Source organism: Amnibacterium sp., from assembly GCF_025463795.1.
Classification (GTDB): Bacteria; Actinomycetota; Actinomycetes; order Actinomycetales; family Microbacteriaceae; genus Amnibacterium.
In genome coordinates this window covers 1-17,570 of record NZ_JAODBE010000192.1, presented here as the reverse complement: position 1 = coordinate 17,570, position 17,570 = coordinate 1, and the positions used below count along the sequence as shown (strand labels likewise).

At 70.7% G+C, this 17,570-nt stretch carries 17 protein-coding genes and 1 tRNA gene; 10 read left to right on the top strand and 8 right to left on the bottom strand.

Annotated elements, in window-relative coordinates:
- Positions 1-6 precede the first annotated feature (6 nt).
- Both def and JWQ92_RS15995 read left to right on the top strand, forming a co-directional pair.
- The gene (gene def, locus JWQ92_RS16000; protein WP_297345458.1) at positions 7-573 is read left to right on the top strand and encodes a peptide deformylase; all 567 of its coding nucleotides are present in this window, start codon (positions 7-9) and stop codon (positions 571-573) included.
- A gap of 4 nt (positions 574-577) precedes the next feature.
- Positions 578-850: a GNAT family N-acetyltransferase gene (locus JWQ92_RS15995; RefSeq protein ID WP_297345457.1), complete on the top strand. Its 273-nt coding sequence runs from the start codon at positions 578-580 to the stop codon at positions 848-850.
- Between the two features lie 83 nt (positions 851-933).
- On the opposite strand, the gene JWQ92_RS15990 is transcribed toward JWQ92_RS15995, so the two are convergent.
- Both JWQ92_RS15990 and JWQ92_RS15985 read right to left on the bottom strand, forming a co-directional pair.
- Positions 934-1,350, bottom strand: coding sequence for a response regulator transcription factor (locus JWQ92_RS15990; protein WP_297345456.1), 417 nt, complete (start codon positions 1,348-1,350; stop codon positions 934-936).
- On the bottom strand, positions 1,347-2,246 hold the full coding sequence (locus JWQ92_RS15985) for a histidine kinase (RefSeq protein WP_297345455.1): 900 nt from the start codon (positions 2,244-2,246) through the stop codon (positions 1,347-1,349). Before JWQ92_RS15985 ends, JWQ92_RS15990 begins: the two co-directional genes overlap by 4 nt.
- A 96-nt stretch (positions 2,247-2,342) precedes the next feature.
- Between JWQ92_RS15985 and JWQ92_RS15980 the strand changes: the two genes are divergently transcribed.
- Positions 2,343-2,415, top strand: a tRNA-Asn gene (locus JWQ92_RS15980).
- 249 nt (positions 2,416-2,664) lie between these two features.
- On the opposite strand, the gene JWQ92_RS15975 is transcribed toward JWQ92_RS15980, so the two are convergent.
- Positions 2,665-3,228, bottom strand: a complete 564-nt coding sequence (locus JWQ92_RS15975) for a D-alanyl-D-alanine carboxypeptidase family protein (RefSeq protein WP_297345454.1) — start codon at positions 3,226-3,228, stop codon at positions 2,665-2,667.
- Between the two features lie 391 nt (positions 3,229-3,619).
- Here JWQ92_RS15975 and JWQ92_RS15970 point away from each other — a divergent pair, with 391 nt between their 5' ends.
- The 7 genes from JWQ92_RS15970 (at position 3,620) to JWQ92_RS15940 (ending at position 11,886) form a co-directional block, all read left to right on the top strand.
- Positions 3,620-5,131, top strand: a complete 1,512-nt coding sequence (locus JWQ92_RS15970; RefSeq protein ID WP_297345453.1) for a hypothetical protein — start codon at positions 3,620-3,622, stop codon at positions 5,129-5,131.
- A gap of 146 nt (positions 5,132-5,277) precedes the next feature.
- Entirely contained in the window at positions 5,278-6,261 is a 984-nt protein-coding gene (locus JWQ92_RS15965; protein WP_297345452.1) for a glycosyltransferase family 2 protein, read from the top strand.
- Positions 6,258-6,704, top strand: coding sequence for a GtrA family protein (locus JWQ92_RS15960; RefSeq protein WP_297345451.1), 447 nt, complete (start codon positions 6,258-6,260; stop codon positions 6,702-6,704). The genes JWQ92_RS15965 and JWQ92_RS15960 overlap by 4 nt, the downstream gene beginning before the upstream one ends.
- A gap of 426 nt (positions 6,705-7,130) precedes the next feature.
- On the top strand, positions 7,131-8,405 hold the full coding sequence (locus tag JWQ92_RS15955) for a Mur ligase family protein (RefSeq protein WP_297345470.1): 1,275 nt from the start codon (positions 7,131-7,133) through the stop codon (positions 8,403-8,405).
- Positions 8,402-9,121, top strand: coding sequence for a glutamine amidotransferase (locus JWQ92_RS15950; RefSeq protein WP_297345450.1), 720 nt, complete (start codon positions 8,402-8,404; stop codon positions 9,119-9,121). The genes JWQ92_RS15955 and JWQ92_RS15950 overlap by 4 nt, the downstream gene beginning before the upstream one ends.
- A gap of 457 nt (positions 9,122-9,578) precedes the next feature.
- A complete protein-coding gene (locus JWQ92_RS15945; RefSeq protein WP_297345449.1) occupies positions 9,579-10,397 on the top strand; it encodes a hypothetical protein in 819 nt (272 codons plus the stop codon).
- A 253-nt stretch (positions 10,398-10,650) separates the two neighbouring features.
- Positions 10,651-11,886, top strand: coding sequence for an MFS transporter (locus JWQ92_RS15940; RefSeq protein WP_297345448.1), 1,236 nt, complete (start codon positions 10,651-10,653; stop codon positions 11,884-11,886).
- Between the two features lie 18 nt (positions 11,887-11,904).
- On the opposite strand, the gene JWQ92_RS15935 is transcribed toward JWQ92_RS15940, so the two are convergent.
- From JWQ92_RS15935 to JWQ92_RS15915, 5 genes are all read right to left on the bottom strand, one after another.
- Positions 11,905-12,663, bottom strand: a complete 759-nt coding sequence (locus JWQ92_RS15935) for a trans-aconitate 2-methyltransferase (protein ID WP_297345447.1) — start codon at positions 12,661-12,663, stop codon at positions 11,905-11,907.
- A gap of 209 nt (positions 12,664-12,872) precedes the next feature.
- Complete coding sequence (locus JWQ92_RS15930) at positions 12,873-13,703, bottom strand: ATP-binding cassette domain-containing protein (RefSeq protein ID WP_297345446.1); 831 nt, start codon at positions 13,701-13,703, stop codon at positions 12,873-12,875.
- Between the two features lie 78 nt (positions 13,704-13,781).
- The gene (gene dnaG, locus JWQ92_RS15925) at positions 13,782-15,665 is read right to left on the bottom strand and encodes a DNA primase (protein WP_297345445.1); all 1,884 of its coding nucleotides are present in this window, start codon (positions 15,663-15,665) and stop codon (positions 13,782-13,784) included.
- Between the two features lie 9 nt (positions 15,666-15,674).
- Positions 15,675-16,496 carry an oxygenase MpaB family protein gene (locus tag JWQ92_RS15920; RefSeq protein ID WP_297345444.1) on the bottom strand — a complete coding sequence of 274 codons (822 nt, stop codon included), beginning with the start codon at positions 16,494-16,496 and terminating at the stop codon, positions 15,675-15,677.
- A partial coding sequence (locus JWQ92_RS15915; protein ID WP_297345443.1) for a deoxyguanosinetriphosphate triphosphohydrolase occupies positions 16,493-17,570 on the bottom strand: 1,078 nt, incomplete at its 5' end. The genes JWQ92_RS15920 and JWQ92_RS15915, both read right to left, overlap by 4 nt.

Sequence of the window (17,570 nt, the reverse complement as noted above, 5' to 3'; positions counted from 1 at the left end):
CGCTCCATGACGGTGCTGCCCATCCGCATCACCGGTGACCCCGTGCTGCACGCTCCCGCGCGCGAGGCCACCGAGTTCGACGACACCCTCCGCACGCTCGTCGCCGACATGTTCGAGACGATGGACAGGGCGCCCGGCGTCGGCCTCGCCGCGCCGCAGGTCGGGGTGCCGCTGCGCCTCTTCGTCTACTCCTACGACCACGACCCCGCCGGTCCCCGGCGGGGCGTCGCGATCAACCCGCAGCTGTGGGTGAGCCCCACGCCGATCGGCGAGGCGGACGAGGAGTCCGAGGCGGAGGGCTGCCTCTCGGTGCCCGGCGAGCGCTTCCCGCTGCGCCGCGCCGCCCGCGCGCGCCTGACCGCGGTCGACCTCGAGCAGCAGCCGGTGGAGCTCGACGCCTCGGGCTGGTTCGCCCGCATCCTCCAGCACGAGAACGATCACCTCGACGGCGTGCTCTACGTCGACCGGCTCGACTTCCTGCACGGCCGCCGGGCCCGCAAGGTCATCGCGTCGAACCGGTGGGGCAAGCCCGGCAGCAGCTGGCTGCCGGGGGTCGACGACCTGGAGGCGTAGGACGATGGAGATCGAGCACGAGCCCGGGCGCAACCGCTACGTCGGCCGGATCGACGGGCAGATCGTCTGCGCGCTCGACTACGCGGACAGCGGAGCCGTCGTCTCGATGACGCGCACCTTCACCAATCCGCCGTTCCGCGGGCGCGGACTCGCGGCCGAGATCGTCGAGCACGCCGTCGACGACGTGGAGCGGGCGGGCAAGCGCGTCCGGCCGATGTGCTGGTACGTCGCCGACTGGTTCGACGCGCACCCCGAGCGCGCTGCGCTGCTCGCCTGAGGACCAACGGACCCGATCCACGTCCACGCAGCGGGAACGCCCGTTCCGGTGCGCGCGGGGCGCACTGCTGCTGCGCCAGCCGGTCAGTCTGCGGCGCGGCGGAGCGAGGCGGCAGCACGGATCTCCGCGAACAGCCGCTCCGGGTCGACGTCCTTCGGCAGCACGGCGTCCACCCCGAGGTCCCGGCCCGCCTCCCAGTGATCGAGGTCGACGGCGCTCACGAGCACGACCCGCGTGGGCGGCCTGCGCTGCACGAGCCGGATCCGCGCATCCTCCGGCACCCGCTCCGCCACCTGCACACCGCTCATCCTCGGCAGGCGCACGTCCAGCACGGCGACGTCGACCGGTACCCGACGCAGGAGCGCCACGGCCTGCACCCCGTCCCCCACCTCGGCGACGACCTCGAGGTCGTCCTGCGAGTCGATCGCGAGCCGCCATCCGGACCGCTGCAACGGCTCCGCGTCGGCGAGCAGCACCCGCACGGGCGCCTCGGCCGTCACCGCCTGGTCAGGTCGACGCCGTGAACGCCGTTGTGGAAGCGGATGGTGGGGAACGTCGCCGCGATCGAGAAGCCGACGCCCGGCACCTCGTTCGCGGTGACGATGCCGCCGAAGAGCTCGGCCCTCGCGCGCATCTCGGTGATGCCGCGGCCGGTGACCTCCTGCGTGAGGGCCTTCAGGTCCTCCTCCACCGTGTAGGCGAGCTCCTCGGCCGTCTCGTCCGCGCCGAGCCCCCGCCGCAGCACCGCGTTGCGGAAGCCGTTGTCGTCGACCCGCACCGCGAGGCCGTTGGCGGTCCAGGTGAACGCCACCCGCACCTCGGTGCCGTCACCGCCGTACTTCAGGCAGTTGCTCAGCGCCTCCTGCAGGATCCGGTAGACGGCGAGCTCGGCGCCCGAGTTGAGGTCGTACGGCTCCCCCGCCTCCTCGAACTGCACCTGCAGGCCGGCGTCCCGCATGACCTTCAGCAGCTCACGCGTCGACTTCAGCCGCGGCTGCGGCAGGGCCTCCGCCTCGCTCTCCCGCACGAGCGTCATCACGCGGCGCATGTCGGCGAGCGTGGCACGGCCGGTCTCCGCGATGGCGTGGGCGGCGCGCACGGCGGCGGTCGGGTCCGACGCTCCCGCGTACCGCGCGCCGTCCGCCTGCGCGATCATCGCCGAGACGCGGTGCACGGCCAGGTCGTGCAGCTCGCGGATGATCCGCAGCCGGCCGCTCTGATCCGCGACCGAGAGCTCGAGCCGGGCGAACTCCGTGTCGTCGTCCGCGAGCTCGCGGCGAGATCGCCGCAGCTTCGCGCTCGACCGCAGCCAGAGCACGAGGAAGACCACCGCGAGCAGGGCGAGCACGCCCGTCGCGGCGAGGCCCCAGACGCCCGGGATGGATGGGGGAAGCATGCCGGGAGTCTAAGGAGCCGTCGCGCCCCGCCCGCGGAACCGGAGCGCGGCGCGCGCGGTCCGCTACACTGTTGTGGCGGCGTTCGGCGTCCGTGATCCTCGATAGCTCAATTGGCAGAGCAGCCGGCTGTTAACCGGCAGGTTCTTGGTTCGAGTCCAAGTCGGGGAGCAAAGGCCCCTTGTTCATCAGGTGATAGCACCTCGCTCCGCCACTGCCGGCGCTGCGGGTGGGGTCCTTTCCGCGACGCTCTCGGCGATCCGCTGCCCGTCGATGGTCCAGCTGTCCCGACCTCCACGGCCAGGCGTGAAGCGCGGCAGCCCTGCCGAGAGCGGTGCCTGAAGCCGGCGAGCTCTGATCGCTCGCCAGGTCGAGCAGCCACTGCGCCGCCCGGGCCTCGAGGTGTGCGCGGAGGTCTCGTCACCCGTAGTTTGGTGAGGCGGGGAGGCCGAAGAACTCCTGAAGAGTCTGGGCGCCGGTGCGGTGCAGCTCGGTGGCCAGTGCCACTGCCACGTAACGGAAGTGCCACGGCTCATAGAGGATGCCGGTCATCGACTCGCGGCCCTTCGGATAGCTCAGATGGAAGCCGTACTGCCATGCGTTGGTCGCGAGCCACTTGCCTTCAGGCGTGTCGGCCATGCGGACATCGAAATCGACGGCGGGTCTCGTCGACGAACCGATGTCGATGGCCCACCCGGTCTGGTGCTCGCTGTAGCCCGGTCGCATGTCGATGGTGTTCGCGTACGCGGCGCCCCCCTGTGCGGTGTCCGCTGCGAACACCTGCTTCTGCGCGTCGTAGGACCGGTACGCGCTCGTCGAGACGAGCCGCACCCCCTGAGCCGCGGCGCCGGCGAACATGCGCTCCACCGCTGCCGCTGCCTCCTTCCGAAGAAGCGGCGCGTTCGTGTGGCGGACCTGCGGCGCGACGAGGTCCGGCGGGACGAAGGTCAGGGGCTTGAGCGATCGGCGCTTGTCGACGACCACCCACACGCTCCGGGGATCGTCGATCGAATGGGCGGTCTTGTCGAAGAGGGGCGGTGATGCGGTTCGGGTGGGCGGCGGACTGCTGGCCGGTGCCGTGGAGGGGGCCGCAGGCGAGGCGTTCCCTGGCTGTGGCGAGGTTGCAGAGGAACAACCCGCGAGACCGAGGACGGCCACTGCCGGCGTCATGGCCAGGAGCTCACGACGTGTGACTCGCATATGCACGACGCTACGACCCGCTCCTCGGGGGACGACGAGGAACGGCGCCTCCCGTCCTCTTCGCTCAGGTTCTCCGCAGCCCACGACTGCAGACGACCTGGTCGTCGCCCGACGTCACGCAGCGGGGCACCAGGGAGCCCGCCGGTGCGACGGGTGCCGTCGTTAGCCTGGCCGGATGGCCGTCGCAAGCCCGCTGAGACCGCCGGTCGACCGAGCATGGCGCTTCTGGGTGCTGCTCGGTCTCGTCTTCGCGCTGGCTCGTGTGGCGACGTGGGGCTATCCCTTCGACAGCGACCACTGGTGGTTCTTCTACGTCGGCCGAGCATGGCTGCAAGGCGGTGACCTCTATGTCGCGGCCTGGGATCACAAGCCACCCCTGGTGTTCCTGTTCAACGGGCTCATGTCGCTCGCCCTGGGCGACGACCTCGTGCTCCATCGGATCTGGCTCACCGCGCTGACCGTCGTCGACATCGCGCTGTTCGCCCTGCTGCTGAGGAGGCTGATCAGACCACTCATCAGCGACCTCGACACGATCTGGAGGCCGAGCACCCTGGAGAAGGTCGCCCTGGTGCTCTACGTGTTCTTCCGCAACCTCTCGCAGTTCACGGCGAGCGGAAACGACACGGAGGCATATGGGTTGATCTTCCTTCTCGCGATGTGGCTGGCGTACCTCGCATTCCGAAGGACCGGGAACCTGTGGCAGCTCGCCATCGCAGGGCTGTGCTTCTCCTTCTTGTTCGTTCTCAAAGAGAACTACCTTCTCCTCGTCGTACCGATCGGGGTGCTGGTGCTGCTGCACAACCGGCGCTCGCCGCATCGCCTCGCCCTCGAGTCGATCGTGTTCCTCGCGCCATTCACCCTGCAGGTGCTCGCCTGGATCACGTACTTCTGGTCCCGGGGGACGCTGCGCGATGCGTACGTAGCATGCTTCACCTTCAGCGCCAAGTACGCCGGCAGCGCGTGGGCGGGCAAGGTCAGCGCCGACCCGGCCCTTTTCATCATCAGCGCGCTCATGCTGATCCCGGCCCTGTTTTTCTTCGCGCTGTTCCTGAAGGACCTGCGATCGCAGCGGACGAACGTCGCCTATCAGATCGTCGGCATGTCGTTCACGGCCGGCATCGTGCTGTTCTCCACCGTGGGCACCTTCTACCCGTACTACCAGCTGATCTTCATGCCGTTCATCGTGATCGTGCTCGCGTACGGCATGACGAGGCTGCGTTCCGCGGGGCCGGCCCTGCGCCGTACGACCGCCGGCGTGCTGATCGCGACGGCGATCGCCTCATACGGCGTCTCTCTGAAGCAGCTGCAGAACTCGATCACCGGCCCGGACCGGGCGCTCGCGGATCTGAACACGCAGGTCGCCGATTACATCCGCGGGCACACCACCGCCACGGACACGATCTTCGACTATCGCTACGGTGCGACGATGTACATCCTGGCTCACCGCCGGTCAGGGAGCCGCTTCGTGTCAGCGAGCGTGCTCCTCCTCGACGATCGGGACCACTACGGCTTCGGGCTCGACCGGATCTTCATGAGCGACATGGAGCGGAGCCGCGCGAAGTACGTCGTGATGGAGCGGAGCCCGAGTTCGCTCTACGCGGCGAACCTGCCGCTGATCGCGTACTTCAAGGCGCACTACCGGCCGGAGAGGGTGATCGGGTCGCTGGTCGTGCTTCGGCGTGACTGACCCCTCGATGGCCCGCGGGGTGCACGTGCTCCGTCAGCAGCGGACGCGGTCCGCGGAGGGGCTCGCTGTCCGCTTCCTGCTCGCCGCCTCATCAGTCCGGAGGGAGGGCGATGCGAGGGCTCGCTCGGATGCCAGGCTCTTACCACATGAGCGACATCGACCGGCAGCGGATCACCTTCGTTCTCCCTGTGTTCAACGAATCGCGCGGCATCGAGGAGTTCTACCGTCGGCTCACGGCGGCGGCGGGAGAGCTCGAGCCGCGATACCACCTGGAGTTCTTCTTCGTGGACGACGGCAGCCGGGATGATTCGCTCGATCGACTCATCGACCTTCGGGCCGTCGACCCGCGGGTGACGGTGATGAGCTTCTCGCGCAATTTCGGCCATCAGGTCGCCGTCACCGCGGGGCTCGACCACGCCGACGGCGACGCGGTCATCGTGATGGACACCGACCTTCAGGACCCGCCCGCGGTGAGTCTCGAGCTCGTGTCGCGCTGGGAGAGCGGAGTCGACGTCGCGTATGCGCAACGTCGGACCCGGAAGGACGGTGCGTTCAAACGGGCGAGTGCGCACGCCTTCTACTGGCTCCTGAGCCGGCTCGCGTCGATCGAGATCCCGCGTGATGTCGGGGATTTCCGTCTGCTCGACCGGCGGGTCGTGCTGGAACTCCGGCGCTACCCGGAGCACCACCGGTTCCTGCGGGGGCTTGTGAGTTATGTCGGCTTCCGCCAGGAGGCCGTGCTCTTCGACCGCGACGCCCGGTTCTCGGGCGTCACCGGCTACTCGTTGCGCAAGATGTTCCGGCTTGCGGTGGACGGGGTCGTCGGCTTCTCCACAGTGCCGCTGCATCTGATCAGCAGACTGGGCTTCGCCATCTCGGCGCTGTCCTTCGTCGGGGTGCTGTACGTGCTCGCCGTGCGATTCCTTGCTCCGCAGGACGCCGTTCCCGGGTGGGCGTTCGTCACCGTGGCGATGTTCCTGCTCGGCGGAATCCAACTGATCATGCTCGGGGTGCTGGGCAGCTATGTCGGCCGCACCTACGTCGAGGTGCAGCACCGACCGCTGTACACGGTCGCGATGATGCTGAGCGATACGGTCTCACCGATGACGCCGCCCGACAGGCGCGAGTGATCGGCAGGTCGGGTTGGAGAGGACTTCCTCGGAGCGCATACCGTTTCGCGCTCGTCGGGATGCTCAACACGCTGATCGATCTGGCCACGTATCTGCTGCTGCGACAGGTCGGCTTGCAGATCCTCGCTGCGAACTTCATCTCGACGTCCGCAGGCATGGCCTTCAGCTACGTGGCGAATCACCGCTTCACCTTCAGACCGCTGCCCGGGGCGCCCGTCCGCCGAAGGCGTCGGCTCCTGCTGTTCCTGCTGGTGACGGGAACGGGGTTGTGGCTGCTTCAACCGGTGGTGATCGTGGCCGTCACCCACTGGCTCGAGAGCCCGCTCTCGGGTTCGGAGGCGCTCGTTCCGCTGATTGCGAAGGTGTGCGCCATCGCGGTCGGGCTCATCTGGAACTACACGCTCTACAGCCGGGTGGTGTTCCGGCCCTCGCGGGACCCCTGAGCGCCGCGACGCTGCGAGCGGTCGGTCTCTCCGCGCAGCAGGATCACGGCGGTGGTGGGCGCGAGCCTTGCTGGCCGGCCTCGGCGGCGGCCGGGTTCGTCTTCACTCCGGCCTTGTTCGGGAGGAGCGAGTTCCGTTCGCGTCGCGTCGCTTCGGTACCGCACCGGTCCGGGTCGCCCTGATTCGCGCCGGTGGGTCTCGATGCAGTCCTACGAATCTCCTATCAACCACCGGCGAGTTCGAGTGCGGTGGCAGTACCTCAGCCGCTTCTTGCGCCGTCGGTCCCTACCGTCTGTATCCGTGGCCAGTGCCGCCTCGCTACCACCCGCCGAACCGAGAGGAGGCGAAGTGACCCGAGTCACTGACGCGCCCGGCCGTCCCTCCGACGCGACCGTCCGCCGGCCGCATCCGCTGCCGAAGCGTCCCCTGCGGAACGCGGCGACTGTGCTGATCGGACGAGGCGCCCGCTTCCTGACCCGGTTGCGCGGCGGCGGAACGGCGTTTCCCGGGTTGATCGTCGAGCATCTCGATCGCGATTTCGCCGCTCGCGCGCTGGCTCAGCTGCCGTACGGGGTCGTCGTGATCTCCGGAACCAACGGCAAGACCACCACGACGAGGGTGGTCACCGAGCTGCTGCGGGGTCAGGGCCTCGCCGTGTTCACGAACCCGAGCGGGAGCAACTACTCCCGAGGGGTGGTCTCCGCATTGCTGGGTCGGGTCGATCTGCTCGGACGGCTCGACGCCGACGTGGCCGTCCTCGAGCTCGACGAAGCACACGGAGTCCTCTTCGCCGACGCCGTCCCGCCCCGATTCGCTCTGCTCCTCAACGTGCTTCGGGACCAGCTCGATCGATTCGGTGAGATCGACCACACGGCGGAGCTTCTCCAGGCCATCGCAGCTCGGACGACCGGAGCGGTCGTCCTGAACCGGGACGACCGCCGAATCGCCGCGATCGCCGCGTCACTCCCGCACACACCGGTCAGGTTCTTCGGCGTCGGCGCTTCACTCGCCGGCCGCTTCCCCGGGGACGACGAGATGCACGGCCGGGAACAGCAGCACCAAGCGGTTCACGACGCCGACGTCCTGCTCACAGCGATCGACAGCGCCCGGGCCACATTCGACTTCGACGGCACATCCCACGCCGTGGATCTGCGTCTGCGCGGCAGCTACAACATGGTGAACGCGGCCGCCGCCATCGCGCTGGTCCGGGCCGTCCTCGGCGACGGCGTCGAGGACACGGAGCTTCTCCGCACCCTGTCGGCGGTGACGCCGGCCTTCGGGCGGGGCGAGACGATCGAGGTCCATGGAACGGCGGTGGAGCTGGTCCTCGTCAAGAATCCGGCGGGCTTCCGGCTCGCGATCCAGTCGTTCGACGCCGCCGACTGCGCGACCGTGATCGCCATCAATGATCACGACAACGACAGCCGCGACGTCTCGTGGCTGTGGGACGTGGACTTCGGCTCGCTCCGCCACCCCGGTGTGGACCTGGTGACGGGCACTCGAGCCGCAGAGATGGCGCTCCGTCTGCGCTACGACGATGTGCCGGTCGCACACGTGGAGTCCGACCTCCGGCGAGCGCTGGACCGGGCGCTCGCTCTGGCCGGTGGACGTCCGCTCCGCATCTACTGCACGTACACGGCGATGCTGCAGCTTCGGCGCCTCCTCGCCGCCATGACACCGCTCGAAGGGATCGATCGATGACCGACCCGATCCGCATCGTGCACCTCTACCCGCGGGACATGAACATCTACGGCGACCACGGAAACGTGCTCACGTTGTTCCGCAGGCTGGAGTGGCGCGGCTACCGAGCTGAGGTCCACGAGGTGCACCGGGGCGACCCCCTCCCGATCAGTGGGGACATTCTCGTCGGCGGAGGCGGACAGGACAGCGGACAGGTCCTCGTCGAAGCGGACCTCCTCGCGCGAGGGCCGGAGCTTCGGGCGATGGCAGACGACGGCCTCCCGATGCTCCTCGTCTGCGGGCTCTACCAGATGTTCGGGCACGTCTTCCGCTCCGGTGGGGGTCAGGTCCTCGAAGGGATCGGCGTGCTCGACGTGGAGACCGTCGCTGGTGCAGATCGACTGATCGGCAACGTGGTGGCTCGCAGCGCCGAGTTCGGCGATGTGATCGGCTACGAGAACCACAGTGGACGGACGACACTCGGACCTGAGGCGCAGCCGCTCGCTCGCGTGAGTCGCGGCGCCGGAAACAACGGATCGGACGGCACCGAAGGGGCGCGCCGGGACAACGTCATCGGCACGTATCTGCACGGTGCGCTGCTCCCGAAGAACCCCTCCATCGCGGATCGACTCATCTCCGTAGCGCTCGAGCGACGTCTCGGTTCCGCGTCGTTGCGAGAACTCGACGAGTCGACGACCGAGGCGGCGCGCCGTCTCGCCGCGGCGCGGCCCCGATAAGAGGGCCCTACGGTCCAGTCTTCGAGGATTCGAGGATTCGGATTCCTTCCACCGAACTCGGCTATGATCCGCCGTCCAGCGGGACGGGGATCAGTTCCCCAGGGCGGAGTTCCCCGCCGATCCCTTTCGTCGGCACCATGTCGCGGATGCGGCGATCAGAGCTGCTTCGAACGTCTGGCACCGTCGATGCAGGCCGGCCGGCGGGACCAGACGGATCGAGAGCGGCACGCCGTAGTCGGGCTTCGTGATCCGGAACATCGGTCTCCTCCAGGCCCGGGCCGCAGTCGAGATCCGATGGACTGCCGCTTCGCCGGCTCATCCTCCTCGTCGCTCGTCATGGGGACCGGTCGACTCGCGGGCGCCCGAAGTCCGCCGCTTCGTGCACTGAGCGGAGGTGACGACACACCGCAGCCAGGAATCAGTGCCGGATCAGGGCGTGGTCGGAAGTCTCGGGAACATGACAACCGCCACGCGCTCGCGCGCGACCGCTGCCACCGGCCGATCGATGCTGAACAAGGTGCCCGAGGTCACCGTCTTCTTCTGGGTGATCAAGGTGCTCTGCACCACCGTCGGCGAGACCGTCGCCGACTTCCTCGGCACGAACCTGAACTGGGGTCTCACCGGCACCACCGCCTTCATGGGGGCACTGCTCGCGATCGTGCTCGTCGTGCAGTTCCGCTCCCGCCGGTACCGCGCCGCGGTGTACTGGCTCGCCGTCGTGCTCCTCAGCGTCGTCGGCACCCTGATCACCGACAACCTCACCGACAACTTCGGCGTCCCCCTGATCACGACGACCGTGCTGTTCTCGATCGTGCTCGCCGTCGTCTTCGCCGTGTGGTTCGCGGTCGAGCGAACGCTGTCCATCCACAGCATCACGACCACCCGCCGGGAGGCGTTCTACTGGCTGGCGATCCTGTTCACCTTCGCGCTCGGCACCTCCGCCGGTGACCTCGCCGCCGAGAAGCTCGCGCTCGGCTACCTGCCGTCCGCGCTGATCTTCGCCGGCGCCATCGTCGCGATCTTCGCCGCGCACCAGGTCCTTCGCCTGAACGCGATCGCGGCGTTCTGGCTCGCCTACATCCTCACGCGCCCGCTCGGCGCGTCTCTCGGCGACTTCCTGTCCCAGGCGCGCGCCGACGGTGGGCTGGGTCTCGGCACGACCGCGACCAGCGGTCTCTTCCTGGCCGCGATCCTCGTCCTCGTCAGCTACCTCGCCATCACCGGCCGCGACCGGGCCGACATCCGCAGCCGCTACCGCTCGATCGCCTTCGACTGAGCGTCGGAGCGCACCCCATCCGTCCGGTGCACGGGTCCCTGTATCCGTGCACCGGACCTTCTCGGCGAACGCGCGCGCCCGTCTCCATCGGTCCCGGTGCAGCCGCCGTCGCTCGCTGAAGCGCCTACTCATCGATCTCCTCCGGCCGGTGGGCGGCGCGGTCGTGTCATGATGGTCGCCCCTTCCCCGGCCGGTCCGGCTTCTCCCGACCCTGCGCGACGTCAAGCGGAATTCCTGATCAGCGATGCTTCCCATGCTCCGGCGCACGCTCGGTGGCGATCCACGCATCCGCGGTCGTGCGGTGAGCATCGCGCCGCGGACGATCGGCGCCGGCCCCCGCACCGCCGTCGCCCTGATCGGCGTGCTGCTGATCGCGGTCAACCTGCGCGCGGCGCTCACGGCCGTCGGACCGGTGCTCGGGCTCGTGCGCGGCGATCTCCATCTCAGCGCGGCGGCCGCGGGCCTGCTGACCGGCCTGCCGCTGCTCGCGTTCGCCGCCTTCTCCCCCCTCGCCCCGGCCGTCGCCAGGGCGGTCGGCCTCGATCGGTCCCTCTGGCTGGCCCTCCTGCTGACCGCCGCCGGCATCGTGGTGCGGTCGCTGCCGTGGGGCGGCGGCCCGTGGCTCGGGACGGCGGCGCTCGGCGTCGGCATCGCGCTCGTGAACGTGCTCCTTCCGTCCCTCGTCAAGCGCGACTTCCCCGACCGCGTCGCGCAGGTCACCGGCGTCTACTCGGCGGTGCAGTCGACGGTGGCCGCGCTGGCGGCAGGCGTCGTGGTCCCGATCGCCGACGCGTCCTCCTCCTGGCGGATTGCCCTCGGCGTCTGGGCCGGGATGGCGCTCATCGCGCTGGCCGTCCTCGCTCCCCGGCTCCGGGCCCGGGCCGTCCCGGCCACCGTGGCCTCGAGCACCAGGACGGGCCGGTCTCCGTGGCGCTCCGCGCTGGGCTGGCAGGTGACGCTCTTCATGGGTCTGCAGTCGATCCCGTACTTCGTGCTCATCGCGTGGCTGCCGAGCATCCTCGAGTCCCGGGGCGTGACCGCCGAGGCCGCCGGCTGGGACCTCTTCCTCCTCCAGATCGTGTCGGTCGTGGGCAACCTCGCGACGGCGGCGGTCGCGCACCGCGTGCGGGACCAGCGGGTGGTCGGCCTGACGGGCGGCCTGCTGTGCGTGACCGCCTTCGCCGGGCTGCTGCTCCTGCCGCAGGCGGACCTCGTCTGGACGATCGCCGGCGGACTCGGCTGCGGCTCGACGATCGTCCTCGCCCTCTCGCTGTTCAGCCTGCGGACGCGCACCCCCGACCAGGCCGCCGCGCTCTCGGGCATGGCACAGTCGGTCGGCTACCTGCTGGCGGCCGGCGCGCCCGCGGCGTTCGGGCTCCTCCACGACGCGAGCGGCGCGTGGAACCTGCCGCTCGGTCTGGCCGCCTCGCTCATGGTGGCGACGTCGGTGTTCGGCGTGCTGGCCGCACGGGATCGGCTGCTGGCCTGACGCCGGCGCACCGTCGCTTCAGGCCAGGCGAGCGAGGTGCAGCGTGATGTCCGAGTCCAGGTCGAGCTCGCCGGGGAGCACCCGCAGGATCGACGCGAACGCCGCGCGCCGGTCCTCGTCGGGCAGCACGAGGTAGGCGGAGATCGTCGACAGCAGCCCCAGGTACCCGGCCGCGGTGATCCGCTCACGCCGCTCCAGGGTCGAATGGCGGATGTCGCGGAAGCGGTCCTCGGCGACGAGCTCGGTGCCCGGCCACTGCATCGGCGCGTCGACCGGCGTCCGATCGGGCGAGGGCACGTCGTCGGTGCGGAGGAACGGCGCCCGCGCGGTCCGGACCGCCTCCGCGAGGGAGGGGTCGGCGAGCCTCGTGGGGCCGCCGAAGGAGGCGAAGACGCCGCCGGCACCGAGCAGCGCGGCGACCCGGTCCCAGCGGCCTTTCGAACGCGTCCAGTGCAGGGACGCGGCCGCGAACACGAGGTCGTAGGGCCTGTCGAGCGGCACGTCCTCGAACGGCACGGCGATGGTGTCCGCCACGTCGGGCACCTGTCGACGCAGCTCGGCCAGCATGGCCACGTCCGGATCCGTCGCGGTGACGGCGACGCCGCTCGCGGCGAAGACGCGGGTGGCCTTGCCGGTCCCGGCACCGATCTCGAGGGCCGTCCGGACGGGCCGGTCGGCGTATGCCAGCACCTCGTCGACGAGCTCGAGCGGATAGCCGGGGCGGAAGTGTTCGTAGGCCGCGGCCGCAGCACCGAAGCTCACCGCCCGTTCCGACACCCCCGCCACGCTAGTGCGCGGTATCGGCCCAGCGGCGGCCCGGGGCCCCGCGACGTGTTCGGATCGTCGCGAGGCCCCGTCCTGCACCCCGTCCACAGCACTGGACGACGACGAGACAAGCGGCCGTGCCCGTGCGGAGCCCTGGAGGCGGCTTGCGGGATCCGAAGCGTTCCTCGCAGGCTGCGATGAGGCGCTGCGTCTCACCGGCGCTACGGCAACGAGATCGGGCCGGTTCGGAGCACATAGTCGTCGCGGAGGCCCTGCACGTACGGATGGCTCGGGCTGGCGAGCACGTCGTCGAGCGCGCCGAGACCGACGATGATCCCGCCGTGCATGACGGCGACCCTGTCGGTGAGCCGCGACATGACGGCCGCGTCGTGACTGACGATCAGCGCCGTGAAGTCCCGCTCGCTCTGGAGCTCGAGCAGCGTGTCGAGCACAGGGGCGCGCACCGGCAGGTCGGCTCCGCCGGTCGGCTCGTCGGCGACCCAGAGCGCCGGCTCGAGGATCAGCGAGCGGGCGATCGCGACCCGCTGCAGCTGGCCGGTCGTCAGTTCGTGCGGGTACTGGGCGAGCGTCGACCACGGCAGCTGCACCGCGTCGACGATCTCCGCGGAGCGGCGGCCGGCCTCGCGACGGTCGAAGCCTCGATCGCGCTCGAACAGCGGCTCCGCGACGTTCTCGGCGACGGTGCTGCGCCGGTCGAGCGTGCGGAACGCCTGCTGCGGGAGGTAGCCGACCTCGGCCGACAGCCGACGGCGGCCGCGCTCCCCGAGCTTGCGCACCGGCGTGCCGAGCACGGTGAGGCCGCCGCCCGAGATGACGGTGCCGCCCTCCTCGGCGAGACCGCCACGACCGGCGATCATCCGGGCCAGCGTCGACTTGCCCGCACCGTTCTCGCCCACGATCCCGAAGAGCTCGCCGCGCGAGATCCGGAACGTCACGCCGCGCACCGCCGTGAACCGCCCGCGACCCCGACCGGCCGGGTAGTCGATCGAGAGGTCGCTCGCGGCGACCACGACGTCTCCGCTTCCGGCCACTGCAGCACCCCCTGGAGCGTGCGAGTGTACCGACGGCACCTCAGCCGTGCGCGGGAACCGCCCCTGGTTTCCGGGGCGTCATGCGCCGCGGAGCATACGACGGTCGGCCTCGACGCCGACGAGCCGCCGTCGGAGGTCGCGCAGCCGCTCCGCGTCGGCCGCCCCCTCGGTGCGCTGCAGCTGGCGCACGAGGTCGGCCTTCTGGCGGAGGAGGTGACGGTCGACGAGGGCGGCGACGGTCGATCGGGCGGTGCGGGTCAGCTGCTCCTCCTGCTCGGGCCGCACGGGCAGCTGCAGGAACGCGAGCTCCTCGACGACCGGGGCGACCGGCGCAGGCACGCCGGCCACGAGCCGGTCCAGCCAGCCCGCGCCGCCGAGGGCGTCGCGCTGCACCTTGATCGAGTCCCGCACCGTCGCGAGCACGCGGTTGGAGAACCCGGCGTCGATGGCGCGATGGATCAGGTCTCCGCCGACGAGGTGCGGCACCTGCACGATCATCATCAGCGCCTCGCGCTCGAGCCGGGTCGCGGGGTCGTTCGGCAGGTCGCGAAGCGTGACGGGCTTCGGTGCCGGCGCCTCCGGCTCACGCGCCTCGGCGGCGGCAGCCGGCCGATGCTGCGTGCTGCTCCGTTCCGACGGCCCCCGCCGGCCCGCTTTCGCGACGGCCCGCGACACCTCCGTCAGGTCCATGCCCAGCCAGCGGGCGAGCTCCCGCACGTACCCGGGGCGGACGGTGGCGTCGCGGATGTCGGCGACGATCGGCGACGCGTTGCGCAGGGCGGCCGCCCGTCCCTCGACGGTGTCGAGGTCGTGCCCGGCGAGCACCTGGCGCAGCATGTACTCGAACATCGGCTTCTTCGTCTCGAGCATCTGCCGCACGGCCTCGTCGCCGCGCTGGACCCGCAGGTCGCAGGGGTCGAGGCCGTCGGCGCCGACCGCGACGAACGTCTGCGCCGTGAAGCGCTGCTCCTCCGCGAACGCGCGCACGGCCGCCTTCTGCCCGGCCGCATCCGGATCGAAGGTGAAGATCACCTCGCCGAGCGCGGCCGAGTCGTCGCCGAGCACCCGGCGGAGGATCTTGATGTGGTCGACGCCGAACGACGTGCCACAGGTCGCAACGGCGGTCGGCTCCCCCGCGACGTGGCACGCCATGACGTCCGTGTAGCCCTCGACCACGACGACCCGGCGGCTGCGGCTGATGTCGCGCTTGGCGAGGTCGAGCCCGTAGAGCACCTGCGCCTTGTGGTAGACGGCGGTCTCCGGGGTGTTCAGGTACTTCGGCCCGGGGTCGTCCTCGAGCAGTCGCCGGGCTCCGAAGCCGACGGTCGCTCCCGTGAGATCCCGGATCGGCCACACGAGGCGACCACGGAACCGGTCGTAGATCCCCCGGTCACCGCTCGAGACGAGGCCCGCGCCCTGGAGCTCGGCGTCGGTGAATCCGCGACCACGGAGGTGCTTCGTGAGCGCGTCCCACGACTTCGGCGCCCAGCCGACCCCGAACCGAGCGGCGGCCTCGGCGTCGAACCCGCGTTCGGTGAGGAACCGCTGTCCCGGCTCGGCGGCGGCGGTCGGAAGCTGCTCGACGAAGAACTCGGCGGCGACGCGGTTCGCGTCGAGCAGTCGCACCCGGTTCGTCGTGTCCTGCGCAGGGCCGCCGTCCTCGTACGTGAGGCGGTAGCCGATGCGGGCCGCGAGCCGCTCGGCCGCCTCCACGAAGGTGACGTGGTCGAGCTTCATCAGGAAGGCGTAGACGTCGCCGCTCTCGCCGCAGCCGAAGCAGTGGAACCGGCCGACGCCGGGGCGGACGTTGAAGCTGGGGCTGCGCTCGTCGTGGAAGGGGCAGAGCCCTTTCAGCGCACCGACGCCCGCCGTCTTCAGGGTGACCTGCTCGCCGATGATGTCGGCGATGTTGGTGCGCGCCCGGACCTCCTCGATGTCACTCGAGCGGATGCGGCCGGCCATGTGCAGAGTCTAGGTTTCGGCGACGGCCCGGCCGGGTCGCCGCGGGGTCGTCGCACGGCGCCGCGCGAGGGTGAGCAGGCGGGTCGCCGGCAACCGGCGGATCCGCACCGGCAGGGCGCGGTAGAGCGGCACGAGCGGGCGGAGGAGCGGGGTCGGGTCGGGCACACGGACCGCGCGCAGCGGCTCGAGGGCGGATCGCAGGGAGGGCAGCGTCGGCAGCGTCGCGGCGACGAGGAACGGCAGGGCGAGCCGGACCCAGCGGGGTGCCCCTCGGGCGGCGAACAGGTCCTCGACGACGCGGCGGGTCACCGAATCGAGTCGGAGATCGACCGCGGCCGCGGCGAACGCGGCATCGAACGCGCGGCGAGTGCGGGGCCACCGGTGGGCGGGCAGACCGAGCTCCCCGCCGATGCGGCCGAGCCGAGCCAGCAGCTCGTCGCCGAGGGGTTCCGGCAGCGGCCCCCACACCGCGTCGGCGATGCGGAGCGCCGTGTCCGCGATGGTCGCCGTCACCCAGAACTGCAGGTCGGCGTCCGCGGCGTCGTAGTGGACCGCTGCGTCCGGGGCGCTGATGACCCGGGCGTGGAGCCGGTCGATCCGACGGGTGACCGCCCCTGCGGTGGTCTCGTCGCCCGCGGCGATCACGTAGACGTAGAGGAGGGTGCCGCGCAGACGCGCGAGCGGATCGGCGGCGAAGTCGCTGTGCTGCGCCACGCCGTGCCCGATCGCCGGATGCGCGAGCTGCAGCAGCAGGGCGCGGAGGCCGCCCGCGAGGAGGACCGCCTCGAGCTGGATGCCCGCGGCGTCCGGGATGCGACGCGCTCGGATCACGCCTTCAGCCGGGCGTGCCAGGCGAGCGCGGACTGATCGGTGAGGCTCGCCACCTGGTCGACGACGACGCGCTTGCGCGCGCGATCGTCCTCGGCGAGACGCCAGTCGGTGCGGAAGGCCGCATCCATCCGCTCTGGCTCGGTGTGCAGGCCGTCGGCGAGGTCCTGCAGCAGCTCGCGCTGCTGGACGTAGACGGGCTGCCGGGTGTTGTGCGCCATGACGAACGCGGCGACGACGCCCTTCAGGGCGGCGATCTCGGCCTGGATCCCGCGCGGCACCTCGACGTCGGCGCCGAACCGCACGAGGGCGGCGGCCGGGTTGGCGCGCTTGGTGGCCTGCGTCGCAGCGCCGGCGAACCGGCCGATGAGCTGACTCGTGAGGTTCTTGAGGGCGCCGTGGGCCCGGCGTGAGCCGTCCCACTCGAGGATCCACGGCTCCATCGCCCGCAGCCGGTGGAGCGCCTCGACGAGCTCGTCCTGGTCGAACGCGCCGCCGACCCAGGCGTACATCGCGCCCACCACGTCGCGCTGCGCGGCGTTGGACCTGAGCGCCGCGAGGTCGACGCTCCCGGCGACGACCGCGTCCTCGAAGTCGTGCACCGAGTAGGCGATGTCGTCGGCGAGGTCCATGACCTGCGCCTCGATGCAGCGCCGCTTGTCGGGCGCCCCCCGCCGCAGCCACACGAAGGCCTCGGCATCCTCCGGGTAGTAGCCGAACTTCGCACGGCCGCTCGGGTCACCGACCGCATCCTCGGGTCCCCAGGGGTACTTGCAGCTCGCGTCGAGGCTCGCCCGGGTCAGGTTCAAGCCGTACGGGACGCTCTCCGGCCCGAAGGTCTTCGGCTCCAGGCGGGTCAGCAGGCGCAGCGACTGCGCGTTGCCCTCGAAGCCGCCGATGTCGTCGGCCCATTCGGAGAGGGCCTTCTCGCCGTTGTGGCCGAACGGCGGGTGGCCGAGGTCGTGCGCGAGGCACGCGGTGTCGACGACGTCCGGTTCGAGGCCAAGGCTCGTGGCAAGCTCGCGGCCGACCTGCGCGACCTCGAGTGAGTGCGTAAGCCGGTTGCGGGCGAAATCG

What these genes read in the sequence shown, in the direction of transcription:
- def (WP_297345458.1), top strand. Translation starts at nt 7, where the DNA reads ATGACGGTGCTGCCCATCCGCATCACCGGTGACCCCGTGCTGCACGCT.
- JWQ92_RS15995 (WP_297345457.1), top strand. Translation starts at nt 578, where the DNA reads ATGGAGATCGAGCACGAGCCCGGGCGCAACCGCTACGTCGGCCGGATC.
- JWQ92_RS15985 (WP_297345455.1), bottom strand. Translation starts at nt 2,246, where the DNA reads ATGCTTCCCCCATCCATCCCGGGCGTCTGGGGCCTCGCCGCGACGGGC.
- JWQ92_RS15970 (WP_297345453.1), top strand. Translation starts at nt 3,620, where the DNA reads ATGGCCGTCGCAAGCCCGCTGAGACCGCCGGTCGACCGAGCATGGCGC.
- JWQ92_RS15965 (WP_297345452.1), top strand. Translation starts at nt 5,278, where the DNA reads ATGAGCGACATCGACCGGCAGCGGATCACCTTCGTTCTCCCTGTGTTC.
- JWQ92_RS15950 (WP_297345450.1), top strand. Translation starts at nt 8,402, where the DNA reads ATGACCGACCCGATCCGCATCGTGCACCTCTACCCGCGGGACATGAAC.
- JWQ92_RS15945 (WP_297345449.1), top strand. Translation starts at nt 9,579, where the DNA reads ATGACAACCGCCACGCGCTCGCGCGCGACCGCTGCCACCGGCCGATCG.
- JWQ92_RS15940 (WP_297345448.1), top strand. Translation starts at nt 10,651, where the DNA reads ATGCTCCGGCGCACGCTCGGTGGCGATCCACGCATCCGCGGTCGTGCG.
- dnaG (WP_297345445.1), bottom strand. Translation starts at nt 15,665, where the DNA reads ATGGCCGGCCGCATCCGCTCGAGTGACATCGAGGAGGTCCGGGCGCGC.